This window comes from Acinetobacter sp. 1566109, assembly GCF_000582255.1.
In the GTDB taxonomy this organism is placed as follows: domain Bacteria; phylum Pseudomonadota; class Gammaproteobacteria; order Pseudomonadales; family Moraxellaceae; genus Acinetobacter; species Acinetobacter nosocomialis.
In genome coordinates this window covers 14,186-35,529 of the sequence record NZ_JEYB01000015.1, presented here as the reverse complement: position 1 = coordinate 35,529, position 21,344 = coordinate 14,186, and the positions used below count along the sequence as shown (strand labels likewise).

Here is a 21,344-nt window from a genome sequence, read left to right as displayed (position 1 = left end):
AGTAACAAAGCAGAGTTTAAAGTGAAAAATTTAATTCAAGTTTTACTATGGGCTTAAATAACGAGCACTTTAAAATGTCTTGATAAAATCTCCTGCCAATTTATGCTAACGTATCTGTGTTTATTTTGGCTTGATGTCTGTTTCTATGTCCGTACATTTTCTACATACTTCTGACTGGCATTTGGGGCAGTTTTTTTATAATCACTCTCGACATTACGAACACCAACAATTTTTAAGCTGGTTGCTCACTCAAATTCAAGAAAAACAACCACATGCCCTGCTTATTGCTGGCGATATTTTTGATGTTATTAACCCGGGTTCACAAGCACAAAAACAACTCTACCAATTTTTAGCAGATGCGCACCGCATTGCACCGCACATGCAAACACTCATGATTGCGGGTAACCATGACTCAGGCTACCGTATTGAACAGGTCGAACCGCTTTTAGAAAAATACAATGCGAAAACTGTGGGCGTGGTTCGCTGGAATGAAGATAAAACTCTAGATCTCGATCGGCTACTTTTACCTATTTATAATCAAAATCAGGATATTGTGGCATGGTGCCTTGCCCTGCCTTTTTTACGCTCGGCCGAAATTACGGGCTTTAACGAACATACCACTAATAGCAAAAACGCGATTGCTTATTTGCACCAGCAACTCATTGCAGAAGCCAAACGTCGTAAGACACCGGACCAAGCCCTTATTTTGATGTCACATGCCCATATGCAAGGTGGCGAGACATCCGACTCTGAACGCCCAATTATTATTGGTAATGAAGAGGCGCTTTCAACGACATTATTTGAAGATGCGGTCGACTATGTCGCTTTAGGACATCTACATAAACCACAAAAAGTAGGTCAGCCACACATTCGTTATAGCGGTTCACCCATTCCACTTTCTTTCAGTGAAATTAACTATAAACACCAAGTGGTTGAGGTCAAAATTGACCCTTCTCAAGATACTGACAACCGTTTGCAATTTGAAGCTATCGAAATTCCACGCTGCATACAATTGCACCGTATTCGTGGTGAGCTAAACGAAGTACTGCAACAACTCAAAGCCTTGCCACACGGCGTGATTGAAAATATTGACCACCGTGAATATGTCGATATTGAATATTATAGTTTAACGCCGCCACAGCCGAACTTACGTCAGCAGTTTGAAGCTGCTCTACCACCTGACCGCTATCGTTTAGTGCGTATTTCACGTCAATACGTAAACAAAGACACGACTAATTCAAATACTACCCAGCACATTGCACTTGAACCGCCAACACCGGAAAAGCTCTTTCAAAATATTTGGGAAAAACAAGGTTACAGCGCCGATGATGCGGTCTTAAAAGATTTTCTGAGCCTGGTACAAGAAGCACAAAAACATCTTGAAAATGATGCAAGCCATTAAGGATATGTCATGAAAATTTTATCCATTCGAATAAAAAATCTGGCATCGCTTGCTGATGAGCATTTTATTGATTTTGAAAGCGCACCTCTGGCCCATGCAGGTCTCATTGCAATTGTGGGGAAAACTGGCGCAGGTAAATCGACCATTTTAGACGCGATGTGTCTAGCCTTATTTAATCGGGTTCCTCGCCTTAAAGACAGCGATGGTAAGTTAAAAGATGTTGATGGTTCCGAGTTACTCACTAACTCACCTTTAACTGTCTTACGCCGTGGTACAGGCCATGGTTTTGCTGAGCTTTGCTTTATTGCGCAAGATCAAAAACGCTATTTGGCTCGTTGGGAAATTAAACGTGCACGTGAAAATCCAAATGGCAAATTACAAAGCGTGCAGCGTCACTTAAAATGCCTAACCGATGGTGTGGTACTTGCCGACAAAGCCAAAGCGGTTGATGAAAAAGTTAAGCAAATTACCCAGCTTTCTTTTGAACAGTTTACGCGTGCCGTATTACTTGCTCAGTCAGAAGTCACTGCATTTTTAAAAGCTAGAGACAGCGAACGCGGTGAATTACTTGAGTACCTAACCAACTCCAGCATTTTTGCTAAAATTGGTGAACTGGCTTTTCGTAAAACAGCCGATATTGCAAAGCAGCGTAAACAGTTGGAAGAATTTTTAGGTCACATTGAAATTTTGTCTGATGAAGAGATTGCTGCATTTACCGAGCAATACCAGCAAGCTGAACAAAACTATCAACAGTTAGAACAACAAAAACATGTCTTAGACAAACAGCAACAATGGTTTGAACGCAAAGCAAAACTTGAACAAGAAGTTCAAGCGAAACAGCAACAGTTTCAAACTCAGCAAAATCACCATCAACAATTGACTAGTGAGCGTGAGCAATTAAAACGTCTCGAAGTTTTCTCTGAAATACGCCCACAAGTTTTTCAGCAAGCTCAAAATTTACAAACACTACAACAACTTGAGCCGCAAATTCAGCAAGCTCAAACTAAGTTTAATGACCTGCTACAAATTTTTGAAACGGGACAAAAACAATATCAACTTGCAGAACAACAGCTCAAACAAACCCTCGATTTTGAGCAACAGCATCAACATGCTTTAAATCAAGTTCGACAGTCCATTCAAGAACGCGCTTTTATTGCCGATGAATATAAAAAGTGCAAAGAAAAAAGACAGGTACTTGAGCAAAAGCTAAGCCCATTGCAACAACAGCAAAACGCTGTACAACAGCAGATTGCACAGCTTGAGCAGAACAAAATTCATTTACAACAGCAGCTGATCCAGACTCAGCAATATGCTGTATTAGATAAGGGTCTTTCAGCACATCTACATCAGCTTGGGCAATTTATTCAAAATTACCAAACGATTGAACAACAGATTGGAAACCCTACCCTTGCTCGCCAAAAGCTATCGGAAGCTAAAAGTGAACTCGAACAACTCACAGCTTCACTAGGCACCATTGAACAGATTGAGTTAAAGCTTGAACAACAGCGAAAAGATAAAGATCAGAAACTTGCTCAAGTCACGCAGTTAGATCTAATTCAACAGAAAATAAAAATTTATCATGAGATATATGCTGAGCTTCAGCAATTCACTGAAAAACATACTCAAGCCTCCGCGCAAGAAGAGCAACTTAAGACCGTTTGCCAATTAGCTGAACAAGACTACCAAACAGCAAAAACTGAACGTGAAAAACTACAACACATCCTACAACAGCAGCGTTTACTACACACCGAAAATATTGAGCAGTTACGGGCCAATCTTAAAGAAGGTGAAGCGTGTTTAGTCTGTGGAAGTACCCATCACCCCTACCGTGTTGATGACAGTGCGGTCTCCAAAGCCTTGTTCGATTTGCAGCAACAGCAAGAGCAACAAGCTATTGCACTCGAGCAAACTAAGTTTAATGCATGGCAAACCCAGCAACATGCACTTACTCAGTGCCGTGCCGAGCTTGAACAAGTTCAGAAATACCTAGCTCAACTGCAAGTAAAACAAACGCACTTACAGCAAGAACTTGAGCAAGGGTTTAACCTCAATCAATTACACATTGAGCTTAATCAAGCACCTGAACAAATCTTGCAAACGCTTAACGAACTCAGACAAGCAGCACAAACTGCCATAAGTTCATTTGACTCAGAAAATGTGCGTTTAACCCAAGCCATTAAACAACACAATCAGCTTGTTCAAACGATTCAGCGTAATGAAAGCTTGCTCAATACGGCACAGCAATGGCAACAACAAGTTCAGCATATTGTTGATTGTTTATCAGAAACCGAACAACACGCATGGCAGCAGTCGAGTAGTCAAACGGCTAAGCAGACTTGGGTTATTCTGGATGCACGTGCTAAGCAACTTGAACAACAAGAGCAGCTTTCACAGCGTTTTGAACAACAGCAGCAAGAACTTAAAATGCTGGCTGCCAGCCTTGAACAAATGGCCAAGCAAATTGATGAGGTCGATCAAAACCTCCAAGAGATTACGCTTAAAGGTCAACAAAATAACGAAAAAGCGGTATCGCTCATTCAGCAAATGACGGGCCGTTCGGATATTAAGCCGCATGAATGGTTAATTGAGCATGACGCTAAACGTCAGCAACAACAAACGGCGTATCATGAGGCTAAACAGCGTTTCGAACAAACCAGACAACACTTTGAACAGCAAAAACAATCGCTCGATCAACTTAAACATCAGTATAAACACACAGAACAACATCAACAGCAGATTGATGGGCAAATTCAAAACTGGTTAAAAGCCCATACTGATTTTCAGGCATCTGATCTTACGGCGCTCATACAGATTAATTCAGCACAAGAGCAAGACATTCGTAACCGTCTTAATCATGCCGAGCGTTTATTAAGTGAAGCCTCTTCTGCCCTTAAAACGATGCAAGAGCAATTAAGCGAGCACTTACAAACTCAGCCAGATATTGAATACGAAAAGCTCGTTACCCTCATTCAAGACAATATTGCAAAGCTCAAAGCACAGCTTGAAGTGCGTGACGGGCTAAAGCTGAAGCTTGAATTACATCAGCAAAACCTTGCCAAACAGCAACAATACGCCGAGCAAATTCAAAATATTCAGCAAGAAGAACACCGCTGGAGCAAAATTTCAGGCTTGATTGGTGATGCCAAAGGTAAAGAGTTCCGTGACTACGCTCAGCAATATCACCTAGATATTTTAGTTGAACATGCCAACCAACAACTGGCGATGCTTTCTCAGCGTTATACGCTAAAACGTCTTGATCAGTCCTTAAGCCTTGCCATTATTGACCACGATATGGATGGAGAAACCCGCTCCGTCGCTTCTTTATCTGGGGGGGAGTCATTCTTAACTGCACTGGCCTTGTCTTTAGCAATTGCCAATATGGCGTCGGGTTCAATGAAAATTGAATCACTGTTTATTGATGAAGGCTTTGGTACTTTAGATGCTTCTTCTTTGCACATGGTGATGAATGCTTTGGACCAACTGCAAAATCAGGGACGTCAGGTCATTCTCATCTCACACATTCAAGAAATGCATGAACGTATTCCAGTACAAATTCAGGTGAAACCACTTGGCGCTGGCGCGAGCACTATTGAAGTCGTAGGTTAATTTAATCTAGGTAGTTATCTTAAATTTGATTGAATCTTATATAACAAAGGGGCGTATGAATTACGCCCCCTCTTTTATTGTATGGTCTTGTACTAATTTTTTATTTTTTAAACATCAAAAAATTAATTCACGCAGAGTACGACAATTGCGAAACCAATACAGTACAAACCAAATAAATGCCAGCGTCCATGTTCTAACCATGAAGACAACCATTTTAATGCTAAAAGGCCAGCACCAAAGCTAAAGCACATCCCTAATAAGCTTGGAACTATCGAATGGAATACTTGTCCATGAGCTACGGTTTGTAAGCCTTGAGCGTGAACTAAACGATATAATTCTTTTAGAATTACTGCTGGCGTTAATACCACAGCCAATGCAAAACTGAACTCTTCAGCTTTTTGGCGAGATACACCTAAAAATAATCCTGTAGAAATTGTAGCGCCAGAACGTGAAAAGCCACGGAAAGGTAAACATAACGCCTGTACTGCCCCAATAATAGAAGCACTACGCAAACTGATTTCACCTGATTGTCCGCGATCTAAACGCGAAGATAAAATAATCAGGACACCTGCCGAAATCAGTGCAGCCGCCATTAATTTTGAGTTACTAAACAAATGCTCAATTTCGAAACTGCTCGCGCCGCCGAAGAATACATGTTTAATAATAGATTGGAGCGCTAAACCGAGTACACCAGTAATTAGGGTTGCTAAAATAATATAGAAGGCTTGTTTTTTAAAACTTTCCCAAGAAGAAAAATAAGTCTTTTTCCAAGATTTCCAAAAGTAAACGATCACGGCAAACATCGTACCTGTGTGCAACATCACAAGTAAGAAGGTCATGTCAGGTGCAGATGGATCATACCCCATTAACTTTTCAGCTAAAATAACGTGTGCGGAACTAGAAACTGGCAATAATTCAGCAAAGCCCTGAATAATTGCCAGAATGAAAACATGCAACAAATCCATACATTACACACTCAAATATTAAAATATCTGGTTTATAAATGAGGAAAATTAAATTTAAATTAACCGATTACAGTTTCTCCACAAAATATTTAACTAAACCTTAAAGTTATTTTTTTACAACAGGATCACGTTTTCCAAACAAAGCAGTTCCCACACGAACCATAGTTGAACCTGCAGCAATTGCAGCATCCAAATCGCCTGACATCCCCATACTTAACGTGTCCCAGTCTTGCGCGTGGGCATGTTGCTCTTTCACCTCATCAAATAGTTTTTTAGCATCTGCAAAAGCGGCAGTATTGTCTGGTGCCGGAATTACCATTAAGCCACGCAGCTTGATTTTTGGCAGTTGACTTATTTGAGCAACCAATTCGGCAACTTCTTCCGGTGCGCAGCCATCTTTAGTGTCTTGCCCATCAATATTGACTTGCAAACAAATATTAAGTGCAGCTTGGTCATCACCACGTTGGTTAGACAAACGCTCTGCAATAATTAAACGATCTACTCCATGCACCCAGTCAAACTTTTCAGCCAAATGCTTGGTTTTGTTACGTTGAACATGTCCAATAAAATGCCATTCAATATCTAAGTCATGCAGAGCTTCTATTTTATCCAAAGCTTCTTGTAAATAATTTTCGCCGAATGCTCTTTGTCCCGCTGCATACATTTCACGCAATCTTTCACTCGGATGTGTTTTAGATACGGCTAAAAGTTGCACAGTTTCAGGCGCACGCTGAGCATGTTCACAAGCAGTTCTGATTTGCTGTAATACGTGCTGCCGCGCATCTTGCAGGTAATTCATTGACAAGGTTCTCATTTTCAAAAAACTTTTTTGCTTTTCACCTAAAGCGAGGTGTTGGTAAGCCTCGGTGAAAGCCGTATATTATTCTACAAAATAATGACATATTTTGATTTACTTGGGGAAATTATGGATATTACAGAGCTACTCGCCTTCTCTGTGAAAAATGGCGCGTCCGATTTGCACTTATCAGCTGGTATGCCACCAATGATTCGGGTCGATGGTGAAGTTCGTCGTATTAACTTGCCAGCCTTAGAACATAAAGATGTCCACCGCCTCGTTTATGACATCATGAATGATAAACAGCGCCGTGACTATGAAGAAAAACTCGAAACTGACTTTTCTTTTGAAGTACCGAATGTTGCGCGTTTCCGTGTAAACGCATTTAACCAAAACCGTGGTGCTGGTGCAGTATTTCGTACCATTCCATCTAAAGTCCTCACCATGGAAGATCTAGGTCTAGGGCAAATCTTTAAAGATATTTGCGACTATCCTCGTGGCATTGTACTGGTCACAGGACCAACAGGTTCGGGTAAATCAACTACGCTTGCAGCAATGCTCGATTATATTAATGAAAACCGCTATGACCATATTTTAACGGTGGAAGACCCAATCGAATTTGTACACCAGTCTAAGAAATGTCTGATTAACCAGCGTGAAGTGCATCGTGATACACATGGCTTTAATGAAGCCCTTCGTTCAGCACTACGTGAAGACCCAGATATTATTTTAGTCGGTGAGATGCGTGACCTTGAAACGATTCGATTAGCACTTACTGCTGCCGAAACAGGTCACTTGGTATTTGGTACGCTTCACACCACATCGGCTGCAAAAACCATTGACCGTGTGATTGACGTATTCCCTGCCGAAGAAAAAGACATGGTTCGTGCCATGCTGTCTGAATCTTTACAAGCCGTTATTTCTCAGACCCTGCTTAAAAAGAATGGAGGTGGTCGTGTTGCGGCACATGAAATTATGATTGGTATTCCGGCTATTCGTAACTTAATTCGTGAAAACAAAGTCGCACAAATGTATTCAGCTATTCAGACTGGTGCTAACCATGGCATGACAACCCTCGACCAAAGCCTGAAAGGTTTGGTGTCACGTGGGGTAATTAGTCCACAAACAGCCCGTACAGCGGCGAAACAGCCTGAATCATTCCTATAAAAACAATAAAATAGCGAGAGTACAATTATGGATTTTAATGACTTGCTCAACCTGATGGTTGAAAAAAAATCATCCGATCTGTTTATTACAGATGGTGTTGCACCATCAATGAAGATTAACGGGCAAATTGTTCCAATTTCAAAAAATAGCCTTTCAGGTGAAGTAATTGGTCAACTCTTACATTCCATCATGAGTGAAAAACAACGTAAAGAATTTGCAGAGACTCGTGAATGTAACTTTGCCATCATGAACCGCGATAAAACGGCGCGTTTTCGTGTCAGTGCTTTTCAGCAACGTGACATGCCGGGTATGGTACTACGTCGAATTGAAACGAAAATTCCTTCAATTGATGACTTACAGTTGCCGCCTGTGCTTAAAGATTTATCGATGACCAAACGCGGCATTATTATTTTCGTAGGTGCAACAGGTACAGGTAAATCGACTTCATTGGCTTCAATGATCAGCCATCGTAACCATAACTCTAAAGGCCATATCATTACCATTGAGGACCCGATTGAGTTTATTCACGAACATGCAGGTTGCATCATTACTCAACGTGAAGTCGGTATTGATACGGACTCTTTCGAAATTGCTTTAAAAAATACATTACGACAAGCACCCGATGTCATCTTAATTGGTGAAATCCGTTCTCGTGAAGTCATGGACTACGCAATTGGCTTTGCTGAAACAGGACACCTTGTATTAGCTACAATGCACGCCAACAATGCCAACCAAGCACTCGACCGTATTATTCACTTTTTTGAAAGTGACCGTCATAGCCAGCTTTACATGGACTTGTCTCTTAACTTAAAAGCCATGATTGCACAGCAGCTTATTCCAACACCAGATGGTAATTCACGCCGTGCAGCGATTGAGATCTTAATTAACTCACCATTAATTTCAGACTATATCCGTAAAGGTGAAATTCATGAAATTAAGGACTTGATGAAACGCTCACGTGAGCTTGGTATGCAGACCTTTGACCAAGCTTTATTCGACTTATATAAAGCAGGCCAAATCACTTATAAAGATGCGCTTAAACATGCCGACTCACCAAACGATTTACGTTTAACGATTAAGCTTGCAAATGAAGGTCCTGATCAAATTACAGACGAAAAACAGCATTTAACTTTTGATCGTCAGTAATTTCTTCATAAAAAAAGGAAGGTTAAACGTAACCTTCCTTTTTTTATTTGTTTTCTTTGTGTGAAAACGATTATTTCTTGCGCAATGCATCCTGACATTCAGGTTCATTACAGTAACCATAGAGATTTAATGAGTGACCCGTTAAGGTGAACCCATGTTGTTCTGCTACAGAATGCTGTTCTTTCTCGATAACATCATTAGTAAATTCAATAACTTTGTTGCAGTTTTGGCAAACCAAGTGATCGTGGTGGTCTTCTTGCATAATTTCGAAAACAGAATGATTATTTTCAAAATGATGACGTTGAATAATACCCGCAGCTTCAAATTGTGTTAACACACGGTAAACTGTCGCAAGTCCGACATCTTCCCCTTGCTCTAACAAAGTCTTGTAAATATCTTCAGCGCTAAGATGATGTTGTTTTGAATTTTCTAATAATTCCAAAATCTTAATTCGTGGAAGGGTAACTTTAAGTCCAGCTTTGCGCAAATCTTGATTGGAAATAGGCATGAAAAAAGGTCTCTCAACAAATCTCAAGTTGGAATAGGCAATAGAATTTATATGAAGTATGATCTATCCTTTGATCAAATGCATCATAATTTATTGGGATAGTGTAGCAAAATGCAAAAACTCGTGCTGACGTTATTCGTCACTTCACTCCTAGCTGGTTGTTCAATCTTTGGTGTATATAAGGTTGATATTCCTCAAGGGACTCCATTGACTAAAGCTCAAGCCTCTCAAGTACAGGTCGGCATGAATTTCCAGCAAGTGCGCTTTTTGCTTGGTAGCCCAACAGTGACTGATCCCCTCAATCCACAACGTTGGGACTATATCTACAACTATATCCCGGGAACATATGCTAAAAAAGCGAAAATCCCCGCAGCACATGGTCAGCATTTAAAAATTTACTTTGATGGAACTGGAACTGTAACTAAAATTGAAGGTTTAGAGACTATTCCAGAATCGCAACCAGGTTTACCTGCTTCTAAAGAAGCAATTTTAACTGCCCCACCACTATAATCGTTTTTTCTAATAAAAAGAAACCCCTCAAGTGAAAAAACTTGAGGGGTTTTGCTTATTGAGCTGATTGCTTAAAGCGATTGCCTTTAATGTATCTGCCTACAGGGTTCTTCGCGGCACGTTTTCTACGAATATCTTTTGGATTAATCGTTAAAGGTCTATAAACCTCAACTCGATCACCCGCATTTAATGCTGTATCCGTTTCTACTTTTACTCCAAAAACACCGAGCTGAAGGGGTTCTGGCAATTCAACTTGATTTAACAAACCACTTGCTTGTACTGCCTGCAAAGCACTCATGCCCTCTACAAATGGAATAGAAATGAGAAACTGTTGTTCTGGTGCGGCAAAAGCCACCCAAACTTGCTGAGTGCGTTCCATTAAATACTTTGTCCAATTACGGCAACCATTGCCAGAACAATTGAAAGTGGCAAAACAATTCGTACAGCAATACGCCATAAATTATAGAAAAGCTCGTTGCTGAAATTCATTGATTTACGCAAATGGCTAATTTTCATAATCCAGCCAGCAAAAATGGCATAAATCAAACTAATGAGTAAGCCCCAAAGCATAAGAATTAGCGTAAATAAGTGATGAAGTTCAGGCACTGCCCAAACTGCAATTGCAACAACAATAATTACCCACTGTAAAACAATCATGAGCTGACGCTGAGCTAATTGTTCTCGAGCCAATTGCACAAATAACGCAGATGTCATCACACCTGTAAATATCCACGTCAAAACAGGTAATTGAGCTTGGAGCGAAAAGAAGCCAAAAGCAATTACAGCAATGAGCTGAGCCAACCAAATTGGAAGAACAGTTTTAGTTGCACCTTCTTGAGTCTGAACAGTACCAACACTATTTTGCCAGTAAAGTCCTAAACCTAACCCGCTCGCTACAAGTGCAAGTACGGTTGCATTACCCCACTCTTTAAACTCTACATTGGTCCAATGCCAAGGCTGTAACGTGGTACCCATCATATTTGCCAACACAATAGAAGCGATTACCCCTATGGTCATTAACAAAACAAGAATTTGACGAGGAATAAATGATAAGACCAAGGCAGCAACTGCAAGGCCCGCAAAAATGATTTGACCGGAAACGCCTGGGGCAAACTGCGCAACTAATATATTGCTTGCAGTGCTCAGTACATTACCCGCTAAGAAAGGAATAAAAACAACAGCAAGCCAGCCAACCACGCGCCATTTAGGTGAACTATCTGCTTCACGAGTTAAACTCGATAACGCATTTAAAGCGGTTGTTTTAGATCGTTTTGCTAAAGCAATTTCCAAATAACAAACTGGTAATGCCAATAACAACATTGTGCCAAACCACAATAACCAGAAATCGAGCTGACGATCAATCTGGATGCCCATGGTTGGTGCCAAAGTGGCCATGATGACAAAAGATAAGCAAAACGCCATAAGAGGCGATAACCAACGTGACATAGGTATGTCCTGCATTATGCATTCCTTGAAAAAGTCTTTAGATATTTTGCCCGTCTCATGCATGAAAATCAAAGTCTGCACAATAAAAAAAGCAAACCACCGAAACGATAGTTTGCCGCGCTAACTGTATATTAGAGTTTTTCGAGTTAAATTTATGAGAAAAAACGGGCGAACCAGTTCTTTCCTTTCTTCTTTTCTTTTTCTCTAATAATCCCCATCATATTTTCTTTTACTGCCCCTACATAATCAGCATCATCATGTTGAATATGATTAATTAACCATTTAGCCAAAATTTCTTGTAATTCAGCTTCTATAGTATGCCCCATTTCAAAACGCTCACGATATAACTCTATTTTTTTAATAAATAAGTCATGTACGCGTTTATGAGGTACTCTATATTTATAATCAGCTTCTTCTTGCAAACTTTCTTCAAACGTAAAATGTGACTGTGTATAATCAATAATATTGTCTAAAACATCTTTAATACGACGTCTATCTTCATCATCTTTTACATCATCAATCTCATTAATATAATCGAGTATTCGTTTATGTTGTTCATCAATAACATCAATACCCGTATTATATTCTGAAGCCCATTTCATTTTCATACACCACCCCCAATGATGTTCAATGACTGTTGCATAAAACGCATCTTATCTTTAAAGGGTATAAATAAAAACAAACCTATTTTGTCGGCTTTATATAAATAAAAATAAATAATTAATTAAGCTTTTGATTTATAAAATATTTAATAATATTAACCAACTAAAACAATAAAGTATTTTTTAAACAAAATACATTATTATTAATTAAGTGAAATATATATTAGTCAAGCAATTACATTTATTTTTACTGAAGATTTAATACTGATCTGCACGAGTAATACGTTTAAGTTCAGGATTTTTTTCTTCACGTATTAATCTTTCAACATGTGTTATTGATTTTTTTATAGGCTGGCCATGTTGAAATAAAATCATTTCACCAGGTTGATATGCTGTCCAAGTTTCATTATGTGTTAAAGGCTCAGTGGTTATTACTGCAACCCGATCTTCAGGAGTCGTTACTTGACTAAAATCGACTTCGACATCTAAATCAATTAAATGCGCATTATTAAATGGATATTCACGAACGAGCCAATGCAATTTAGTAATTGCATAACTAAATAAAGCTTTGCCATTAGATAAACAGAAATTAAATGTGCCATATTCTGCAATTTGTGGAGAAATTTTCTCTAGCACTTCAAATATCTGTTCAAGACTTGGTTCTTCATAGCCAAATACTTCTACAAGCTGGTCTAATAAATAACAAAATGCTCTTTCACTATCAGTATTTCCTACTGGTGTAAAACGCCCACTCAAGGGTGGATTAAAATCATGTAAATCGCCATTATGAGCAAAAATCCAGTGACGTCCCCATAGCTCACGAATAAAAGGATGTGAGTTCTCAAGTGTAATTTTGCCTTGGGTTGCCTTACGAATATGCGCGATTACGTTACGTGATTTGATAGGATAATTACGTATAAGATCAGCAATTGGTGATTCAACTGCAGACTGGTTGTCTACAAATAATCGGCATGCCTTGTCTTCAAAAAAGGCTATACCAAAACCATCACTATGGTCAGAGGTAATTCCTGCGCGCTGTGAAAAACCACGGAAAGAAAAAGTGATATCCGTTGGTGTTGCACAATTCATTCCTAATAGCTGGCACATATTGTTTTAAACTTTTCGCTTCATTACCTCATACATACTATTGTGCATGAGAGTAAAATAGCTTGTAAATCCCAATATGCGCTCGCTATTACAAAATATAAGATATCTTTATCGCTGAGCCATTTTGTTCATTACAAAAGAAGTTGCGATTTTATTCACTTCCAAAAATACAAAATAGTCGAGACAGTTAAATTCAGCATCAAAAAAGGCATCTTTAGATAGTTTAGACTGCATACTCAAATACATTTGAAACAGTTTCGGCATGCGCTCATCTTGAGGAAAGCTAAACTCAGGATATTCAGGTTCATAAATTTTTTTAGAACGAATATCGATGGTTTTACTGTCTGGTAATTGCTGAATCTGACGGTGCGTATAGTACGCTCTGGCCAAGTTATCTTGCAGATGAATACTGACACAGCCCATTAAATATTTAGCGCGCATTGACCACAACACTTTAGGTGCAAGATTCAACCATAATGTTGAAAGGGCCTTTCCATTACGGAAACGTGGATGTACACAGGTACGCCCTATTTCCAATACATTTGGCAAATGTGATAAGTGGGGAACAATATCAAATTCATGAGCACTATAGCTTTGTGCAATTTCATGGCCCTGAAAGAGTTTGAGGCGTGTATAAGCTACAATCTCTCCCGTCCATTTCTCACGTAATACTGCATGCTCACAGCTAAAGTCGTAAATATCTTGATCTAAGTTATCTTCAAAATGGATACCGAACTGTTTACTAAATTGTTGTGCACGAAACCGTTGTACATCTTGTAATTCTTTTAAATTATCAACCCATTCAAAGCGAAATTGTGTTTGATTCGTAGCCTTATGGCGATTTAGAGGTAAAGTCCACGTTTGGCGATATTGATTAAATTTTTCCAGCATAATGAACGCTCCTAGTGACAACCCCTACACTAGTCAAAGCTCATGACAAAAAAATGACCAAAATTAAATGGCATAAAAAAAGACCACTTAGCGTGATCTTTTAATGAAAATAATAATTTTAGTGGGCTGAATGAGTACGGTTAGAAATGAGCGTACCTACACCATGATCTGTAAAGATTTCAAGTAATGTCGCGTGCGGTACACGGCCATCAACAATATGAGCACTCACGACACCGCCTTTTACAGCATCTAATGCACAACCTACTTTAGGAATCATTCCGCCGTAAATCACACCTGTCTCAATTAAACGGTCAACTTCTTGTGTGGTTAATCCGGTTAAGAGATTTTTGTTTTCATCTAATACGCCGGTAATATTCGTAAGCAGAATTAATTTTTCTGCACCTAATGCTTCAGCAACCTTACCAGCTACTAAGTCAGCATTAATGTTGTAAGTATTACCTTTTTCATCAACGCCTAAAGGAGCAATAACAGGAATAAAGTCACTTTGAGTAAACATCTCCAATACGTCTGTTTTTACCCCAGTCACTTCACCCACCATACCTAAGTCGATATGTTTGATAGAACCGTCTTCTTCGTGCTTTTCCATTAATAATTTACGGGCACGTAAAAGATTGCCGTCTTGACCTGTAAGGCCAATCGCACGTCCACCATGTTTATTAATTAAATTGACAATGGATTTGTTTACGCTACCGCCTAATACCATTTCAACCACTTCCATAGTGGCTTCATCGGTTACACGCATACCGTCAATACGGTCAGATTCACGACCTAATTGTTTCAAGAAGGAGTCAACTTGTGGGCCACCACCATGTACAACAACCGGGTTTAAGCCCACAGTTTTAAGTAAAACGATATCGCGAGCAAATGAACTTTCCAATTCCGGATCAGTCATCGCATTACCACCGTATTTCACCACCAGCGTCTTACCAGAAAAACGTTGAATATATGGCAAAGCTTCAATCAAGATTTTTGCTTTGTCGACGCCGAGATGCTGATCTTGTGGCATTGCGCCTCTCCTTATTAGGCCTCAGAAAGTTCTTGTGCAATTTGCGGGTAACGCTCTTGCAACATATCAATAAATTTTTGCTGGATTTCCTTTAAACGCAAAGGACTATCAGCGTCAAATCTTACGGTAAAATACTCACCCGTATTTGATGCTCGAATAATGCCAAAACCATCATCAAAATCAAGACGTACGCCATCAATTTTACTAATATGAGCGCCTAAACGATGGCTCAAAATTTCAATGTCTTGCAGTACATGCTTAGGATCTGATTGGTGAGTACTGATATAGGTATCTTCGGTACAGCATCTTTCAGGATAAATAGAAAATAAATCCGAAACTGTTGCTGCACTAGACTCGGTGAAATATTCCATTACACGCAGTGCAGCATATATACCATCGTCATACCCAAAACCACGTCCGTCATTAAACACATAGTGGCCAGCATATTCGCCACCAAAAATGGCTAGGCCTTTGGACTTAGACAAATATGAACGCAGGAAACTACTACCCGTACGAATCATTTTCGGTTTACCACCGAGTCGCTCTACGGTTTTTTGAACCATAAGCGAACATTTCACATCAAATACAATTTCTTTATCGGGCTGCTGTTCCAGACACATTTGTGCAAATAGCGACAGTAACCGATCAGCTGTAAGTATGTTGGCTTTTTCATCGAGTAATACGACGCGGTCACCATCACCATCAAGCGCAATACCAATATCTGCTCTTTGTTCGACAATTGTTTTACGCAACTCTTTCAAATGTGCAGCATGTGAAGGGTCTGGCGCATGATCAGGGAATTCACCATTTGGCGTCGTACGTAAGGCAATAACCTCACAGCCAATCTTTTCGAGTACCAGTTTCGCACAGTGCCCTGCCGAACCATGTAAACCATCCAGCACTACTTTTAATGGACGTTTCAGTTGAATGTCGTCAAAGATGGCTTGCTGATATTTTTTGCAAAATTCTGATTGAAATTGAGGGGTTGATAATTCTAATAATGAAATCGGATGAGTAGGAACATAAGTTTGCGCAAATTCACCTACTTGCTGAATCATTTCTGGAGATGGGGGTTCGCCTCTTAAAATCCACTTAATACCATTATCTGATTTTGGATTATGGCTAGCTGTCACCATAATTCCATTACCGCCAAACTCACGTGCAATGTAATACATCATCGGAGTTGAGCAGCAACCAATGTTTGTAACTGTGAGGCCCTGCTCTACTAATATCTCTTCAATTAAATGCGCATAAGCTGGGCTTGTGAGACGAGCATCATAACCAATGACCAGTTGAGTTTGTTCTGCTTGTTTATATTGTTGTGCCAATCCATAGGCAATTGAACGGACGACATCCGTAGTTAAATAAGAAAGTTTGCCTCTAATATCGTAAGCACGGAAAATATTTTTTGGGAATGAGTGTCTTACATTCATAGCGTATCTTCTATTTAAAGATCAATGTGATCTATCGCAAAAATATAGAGTATTCAAAAGGGTATTTGCTAAAAAAGTTAAAAGAGTATGAGTAAAGCGTGTTGTAATATAATTCATTGTAACATTCAATGTATAAAAAGAAACACCTGTAAAACAGGCGTTTCTTTTCATTATTTTTTATAAGTTAATTATTGTTTACCAGTGTGACCAAAGCCACCAACACCGCGTAAAGTTTCTTCAAATTCCTCTACTTGTTCAAACTCAGCCTGAACAACTGGGACTAAAACATATTGTGCTAAACGTTCACCTGGTTCTAAACGGAATGTGGTTTGACCACGGTTCCAAACTGAAACCATCAATTCGCCTTGATAGTCTGAGTCAATTAATCCGACCAAGTTACCAAGAACAATGCCGTGTTTATGACCTAAACCTGAACGTGGCAAAATTAAACCAGCAAAATTCACATCATGAATATAAATTGCCATACCTGTTTTAACTAATACAGTTTGGCCTGGTTCAATATCAATTGCTTCATCTAAACAGGCACGTAAATCTAAACCTGCTGATCCTGCTGTTGCATACGAAGGTAAAGGCCATTCTTTACCTAAACGTGGATCGAGCAATTTAACTTGAACTTTCATGGGATTTCCTAAAAATTAAAAAAATTAACGCTTTAATAAAGCTTTTAAATTTGCCAAATATTGTTGAGCCTGTTCTTTAGGATCAACATTTGCTGCAATTTTCTTTTTACGCCCTAACCATTCGAGTTCGTCTTGTGGAAGCTCATCAAGGAAACGGCTTGGGGTCATTTGTTTCATTTGACCACCATTTTTACGCTGTTCTGCCAAAGTTAAAGTTAAGCCTTGACGTGCACGGGTAATTCCCACGTACATAAGACGGCGTTCTTCTTCAATGGTTTCAGCTGCAATCGAGTTCTTATGCGGCAAAAGCTCTTCTTCAAGTCCCATAATATACACAAATGGGAACTCCAAACCTTTTGCTGCATGCAAAGTAAGTAGGTTTACTTTGTCAGTGTCCTCTTCTTCTTGCTGTTGTTCTAACAAATCGAGCAAGACCAGTTTTCGAATAACGCTTTCAATGTTCTTTTCATCAACATCTTCTGCACGATTAATCAGATTTTGAATACTGGTAAATAAATTCTCGATGTTATCAAGCTTACTTTTCTCTTGAGCAGGTGTTGCAGACTGCTCACGAATATAGTCGATATAACCTGCCTCATTCATCATTTGACGAACTTTAGGCACAGGCTCATCATCTTCTAGCAACTCACGCGTAAATGTCGCGATAAAGTCAGCAAACTCATGCAATTGAGTTTCTGCTTTTTTAGGAAGGACCATGCTTAAGCGTTGGTCAGAAGAAGCACCAAGTAAAGACAAATTATTTTCTTGCGCAAATAAACCTAACTTCTCAAGAGTAACTGGGCCAATTGCACGTTTAGGGGTATTAATAATACGTAAGAAAGCACTGTCATCTTCAGGGTTAATAATAAGACGCAAGTAGCTCATTACGTCTTTAATTTCTGCACGAGCGAAGAATGATGTACCACCAGAGAGCTTATACGGAATCTGCATTTGGCGAAGCTGGGTTTCTAATACACGCGCCTGAAAGTTTCCACGGTATAACACAGCGTAATCTTTCCAGTTCTTACCATTCATAAGTTTATGAGTCAGCAAGTCTTTAACTACGCGTTCAGCTTCATCGTCATCATTACGACAAGTAATAATTCTAATGACCTCGCCATGGCCTTTATCACTCCACAATTTCTTATCAAAAATATGCGGGTTATTTTGAATCACACAGTTTGCAGCTTTCAAAATACGGCTGGTCGAACGGTAATTTTGCTCAAGCTTAATAATATGTAAATTTGGAAAATCCTGTTTAAGCAAAGCCATGTTTTCAGGCTTCGCCCCTCGCCATGCATAAATCGACTGGTCATCATCACCAACGGCAGTAAACTGCCCCATTACACCAACCAATAGTTTCACTAAAATATATTGTGCAGTGTTGGTATCTTGATATTCATCGACCAATAAATAACGAACACGGTTTTGCCATTTATCACGTACCTCTGCATTTTCTTGCAGTAATCGTGTTGGCATAACAATTAGATCATCAAAGTCGACTGCATTGTAGGCACGTAAATTACGCTCATAAAGTTGGTAAAGATGGGCAAATTGAACATCTTCGGGTGTTTCACACGTCGAATGTGCTTGTTCTGGCAAAATCAGATCATTTTTCCAATCTGAGATTTTCTTCATTGCCTTGGCAATTAACTCTTTACTCTCTGCACCTGATAAATTATCGCGATGCATCAGATCCATCAAAATACGTTTACAGTCATCTGCATCCAAAATCGAAAAATTGGCTTTTAAAGGTAAATTTTTAAGTTCTAAACGTAAAAGATTTAAACCAAAAGTATGGAAAGTCGAGACTGATAAACCTTTTGCTTCTTCGCGTGATAAAAGCTTGGTTACACGCTCTTTCATTTCACGTGCAGCTTTATTGGTAAAGGTCATCGCTGTAATACGATGCGCTGGAATACGGCAATGTTGCACCAAATAGGCAATTTTACGAGTAATTACCGATGTTTTACCTGAACCAGCACCAGCAAGCACCAATAAAGGGCCTTGAGTATATTTCATGGCTTCTTCTTGCTTGTCGTTCAATTGACTGGCAGATGACATCGTGTATTACCTCTTAATTTTTCGAGCATGATTATAGTCATCTCTTTTTTAGAATCCCAATAGTAAATCTACGGATATGTATAAATGATGTCTAATAATGCAATTTATGCGCCGCACAATGTCGTGATTATTTCTTGTACTGCACCCATAAAAAAACCACCCGAAGGTGGTTTTTGAAACAATAAATTAAATCTTATTGTTTAGCATAAATGCTGATTTCTACACGACGGTTTTGTTCACGACCAGAAGCAGTTGAGTTGTCTGCGATTGGGTTAGAAGAACCATAACCTTGTGCATCGATACGGCTTGAAGAAACGCCTTTACCAGCTAAATAGATTTTAACTGATTGAGCACGTGCTTGAGATAATGGAATATTGATAGAGTCATTACCTGTGTTATCTGTGTAACCAGTAACTAAAATCGCACTCTTGTTATCTTCAGCCAATGTTTGCGCTACTTTGTCCAAAGTTGCATAGAAGTTTGGCTTGATGTTTGATTTGTTCGTATCAAAAGTGATGCTACCAGGCATGATCAATTGAACAGAACCATCTGGGTTACGGCCTACTTCTACACCAGTACCCGCCATTTGTTCACGTAATTTTTTCTCTTTTTGGTCAAGATATAAACCACCAGCTGCACCAAGAACTGCACCGATTGCCGCAGCACGGTTGTTTTGACGGCTAGAGTTTGCACTTGATTTAGAAATACCATAACCTGCTCCTGCGCCGATTAATGTACCTAATGCGGCTTTATCGTATTCAATTCCACCAAGGTTGTTACCTGTTGTCTGACAACCAGAAAGTACTACTGCTGCCCCTACGACTGTTGAAATAACTAATGCACGCATTGCATGCCTCCTCACTTTGTGTGTTTTGTTGTCTGGATGAATAATGAAACAAAAAGGAAGTATAAAACATTGATATTTTGTTAATAATAAACAGTTTAGTTATTTTTTTGTAATATTTTGATGCACTTTAAGACGTGCACTCATCACAATTTCTTCATTGTTGTCTAAGATACCGTTGTATTTCATTTCATGATAGTTATAGTTGAACAACTTTCTATGGATTTTGGATATTCGGGGCCATTTATATGTCAACTGCACCCAATAAGCAATCTGCGCTAAAAAAAATTACACGTGGACTCACTGTCGGTACAGTCATTACAGGTAGCACCTTTTTTCATGGACCACCTGTATTGGCTTTGGGTTTAACCAAGTTATTTAAAAAATCATCCAAAGTAGATGAAACCAACATTCAAATTACAAATAGCTGGCTCAGTGTCAACAATTGGCTCATTGACCATGTTCTACCTAATTTAAAATGGGACATTACGATCGATGAAGGTCTTGATTTAAGTATGCAAGGCCGTTACTTAATGACTTGTAACCATCAAAGTTGGGTTGATACGACTGTAAACCAGTATTTCGGCTTAACCCGTATGCCACTTACCCGTTTTTTTACCAAGTGGGAACTCATCTTTATTCCATTCGTTGGTCAAGCATTTAAAATTTTAGGCTTCCCAATGATGAAACGTCATACCAAAGAGCAAATCGCGAAAAACCCTGAATTAAAAGACCGCGATATGATGGAAGCACGTAAAGCATGCGAACAGCTCTTAAGCCAACCTTTTACATTATTAAACTATTTGGAAGGTACACGCTTTACTCAGGAAAAACATGATCAACAAAATTCGCCATATAAACACTTACTAAAACCTAAAGCAGGTGGTTTGGCACTGGCTTTAAATATTTTAGGCGACAAAATTGATGCTTTAGTTGATATGACGATTGTCTACCCTGACGGTGTACCAGGTTATGGCGATTTCTGGTTAGGTGATGTTTCACAAATTGCGGTAAATCTTCGTAAAATTGAAATACCAGCTTGGGTACTCGGCGGTAACTACGAAGATGACCCAGTTTACCGTGAGCGTTTTCAACAATGGGTACATGAACTCTGGACTGAAAAAGATCAACTCATCGAACAAATGAAAGCTCGATATACTACTTCAACTCATTAAAAGCATTTATAGCT

Annotated in this window: 19 protein-coding genes; 6 read left to right on the top strand and 13 right to left on the bottom strand. The window is 39.2% G+C overall.

Annotated elements, in window-relative coordinates:
- Positions 1-133: 133 nt before the first annotated feature.
- Together J582_RS12710 and J582_RS12705 are read left to right on the top strand one after the other, a co-directional pair.
- Positions 134-1,402: an exonuclease SbcCD subunit D gene (locus J582_RS12710; protein WP_032047996.1), complete on the top strand. Its 1,269-nt coding sequence runs from the start codon at positions 134-136 to the stop codon at positions 1,400-1,402.
- 9 nt (positions 1,403-1,411) lie between these two features.
- The gene (locus J582_RS12705; RefSeq protein WP_032047995.1) at positions 1,412-5,008 is read left to right on the top strand and encodes an AAA family ATPase; all 3,597 of its coding nucleotides are present in this window, start codon (positions 1,412-1,414) and stop codon (positions 5,006-5,008) included.
- Between the two features lie 122 nt (positions 5,009-5,130).
- Here the strand turns inward: J582_RS12705 and J582_RS12700 are convergent, their stop codons facing one another.
- Together J582_RS12700 and J582_RS12695 are read right to left on the bottom strand one after the other, a co-directional pair.
- Entirely contained in the window at positions 5,131-5,973 is an 843-nt protein-coding gene (locus J582_RS12700) for an undecaprenyl-diphosphate phosphatase (RefSeq protein WP_006581385.1), read from the bottom strand.
- Positions 5,974-6,079: 106 nt separating this feature from the next.
- Positions 6,080-6,772, bottom strand: coding sequence for a YggS family pyridoxal phosphate-dependent enzyme (locus J582_RS12695; RefSeq protein WP_032010894.1), 693 nt, complete (start codon positions 6,770-6,772; stop codon positions 6,080-6,082).
- Positions 6,773-6,898: 126 nt separating this feature from the next.
- Here J582_RS12695 and J582_RS12690 point away from each other — a divergent pair, with 126 nt between their 5' ends.
- The gene (locus J582_RS12690) at positions 6,899-7,936 is read left to right on the top strand and encodes a type IV pilus twitching motility protein PilT (protein ID WP_006581387.1); all 1,038 of its coding nucleotides are present in this window, start codon (positions 6,899-6,901) and stop codon (positions 7,934-7,936) included.
- 27 nt (positions 7,937-7,963) lie between these two features.
- On the top strand, positions 7,964-9,082 hold the full coding sequence (locus tag J582_RS12685; RefSeq protein WP_031997952.1) for a PilT/PilU family type 4a pilus ATPase: 1,119 nt from the start codon (positions 7,964-7,966) through the stop codon (positions 9,080-9,082).
- Between the two features lie 70 nt (positions 9,083-9,152).
- Here the strand turns inward: J582_RS12685 and fur are convergent, their stop codons facing one another.
- Positions 9,153-9,590, bottom strand: a complete 438-nt coding sequence (gene fur / locus J582_RS12680) for a ferric iron uptake transcriptional regulator (protein WP_002052029.1) — start codon at positions 9,588-9,590, stop codon at positions 9,153-9,155.
- A gap of 111 nt (positions 9,591-9,701) precedes the next feature.
- On the opposite strand from fur, the gene J582_RS12675 reads away from it, so the two are divergent.
- The gene (locus J582_RS12675; protein ID WP_001170994.1) at positions 9,702-10,100 is read left to right on the top strand and encodes an outer membrane protein assembly factor BamE; all 399 of its coding nucleotides are present in this window, start codon (positions 9,702-9,704) and stop codon (positions 10,098-10,100) included.
- Between the two features lie 55 nt (positions 10,101-10,155).
- On the opposite strand, the gene J582_RS12670 is transcribed toward J582_RS12675, so the two are convergent.
- The 10 genes from J582_RS12670 to J582_RS12625 form a co-directional block, all read right to left on the bottom strand.
- Positions 10,156-10,479 carry an RnfH family protein gene (locus tag J582_RS12670; RefSeq protein ID WP_032047993.1) on the bottom strand — a complete coding sequence of 108 codons (324 nt, stop codon included), beginning with the start codon at positions 10,477-10,479 and terminating at the stop codon, positions 10,156-10,158.
- On the bottom strand, positions 10,479-11,546 hold the full coding sequence (locus J582_RS12665) for a membrane protein (protein ID WP_032047992.1): 1,068 nt from the start codon (positions 11,544-11,546) through the stop codon (positions 10,479-10,481). Before J582_RS12665 ends, J582_RS12670 begins: the two co-directional genes overlap by 1 nt.
- A gap of 152 nt (positions 11,547-11,698) precedes the next feature.
- Complete coding sequence (locus J582_RS12660; RefSeq protein WP_000782976.1) at positions 11,699-12,154, bottom strand: bacteriohemerythrin; 456 nt, start codon at positions 12,152-12,154, stop codon at positions 11,699-11,701.
- A 252-nt stretch (positions 12,155-12,406) separates the two neighbouring features.
- A complete protein-coding gene (locus J582_RS12655; RefSeq protein WP_032047991.1) occupies positions 12,407-13,255 on the bottom strand; it encodes a class II glutamine amidotransferase in 849 nt (282 codons plus the stop codon).
- Positions 13,256-13,363: 108 nt separating this feature from the next.
- Positions 13,364-14,146 carry a GNAT family N-acetyltransferase gene (locus J582_RS12650; protein WP_004710230.1) on the bottom strand — a complete coding sequence of 261 codons (783 nt, stop codon included), beginning with the start codon at positions 14,144-14,146 and terminating at the stop codon, positions 13,364-13,366.
- Between the two features lie 118 nt (positions 14,147-14,264).
- Complete coding sequence (gene argB / locus J582_RS12645; RefSeq protein ID WP_002052003.1) at positions 14,265-15,173, bottom strand: acetylglutamate kinase; 909 nt, start codon at positions 15,171-15,173, stop codon at positions 14,265-14,267.
- A 14-nt stretch (positions 15,174-15,187) separates the two neighbouring features.
- Positions 15,188-16,606, bottom strand: a complete 1,419-nt coding sequence (locus tag J582_RS12640) for a phosphomannomutase/phosphoglucomutase (RefSeq protein ID WP_032047989.1) — start codon at positions 16,604-16,606, stop codon at positions 15,188-15,190.
- Between the two features lie 188 nt (positions 16,607-16,794).
- The gene (gene dut / locus J582_RS12635) at positions 16,795-17,247 is read right to left on the bottom strand and encodes a dUTP diphosphatase (protein WP_002052045.1); all 453 of its coding nucleotides are present in this window, start codon (positions 17,245-17,247) and stop codon (positions 16,795-16,797) included.
- Between the two features lie 24 nt (positions 17,248-17,271).
- The gene (locus J582_RS12630; RefSeq protein WP_002052000.1) at positions 17,272-19,311 is read right to left on the bottom strand and encodes a UvrD-helicase domain-containing protein; all 2,040 of its coding nucleotides are present in this window, start codon (positions 19,309-19,311) and stop codon (positions 17,272-17,274) included.
- 193 nt (positions 19,312-19,504) lie between these two features.
- Positions 19,505-20,158 (bottom strand): OmpA family protein, encoded by a 654-nt coding sequence (locus J582_RS12625; protein WP_032047988.1) that lies wholly within the window; start codon positions 20,156-20,158, stop codon positions 19,505-19,507.
- Positions 20,159-20,403: 245 nt separating this feature from the next.
- Between J582_RS12625 and J582_RS12620 the strand changes: the two genes are divergently transcribed.
- Positions 20,404-21,330, top strand: coding sequence for an acyltransferase (locus tag J582_RS12620; protein WP_002051994.1), 927 nt, complete (start codon positions 20,404-20,406; stop codon positions 21,328-21,330).
- Positions 21,331-21,344: the final 14 nt, after the last annotated feature.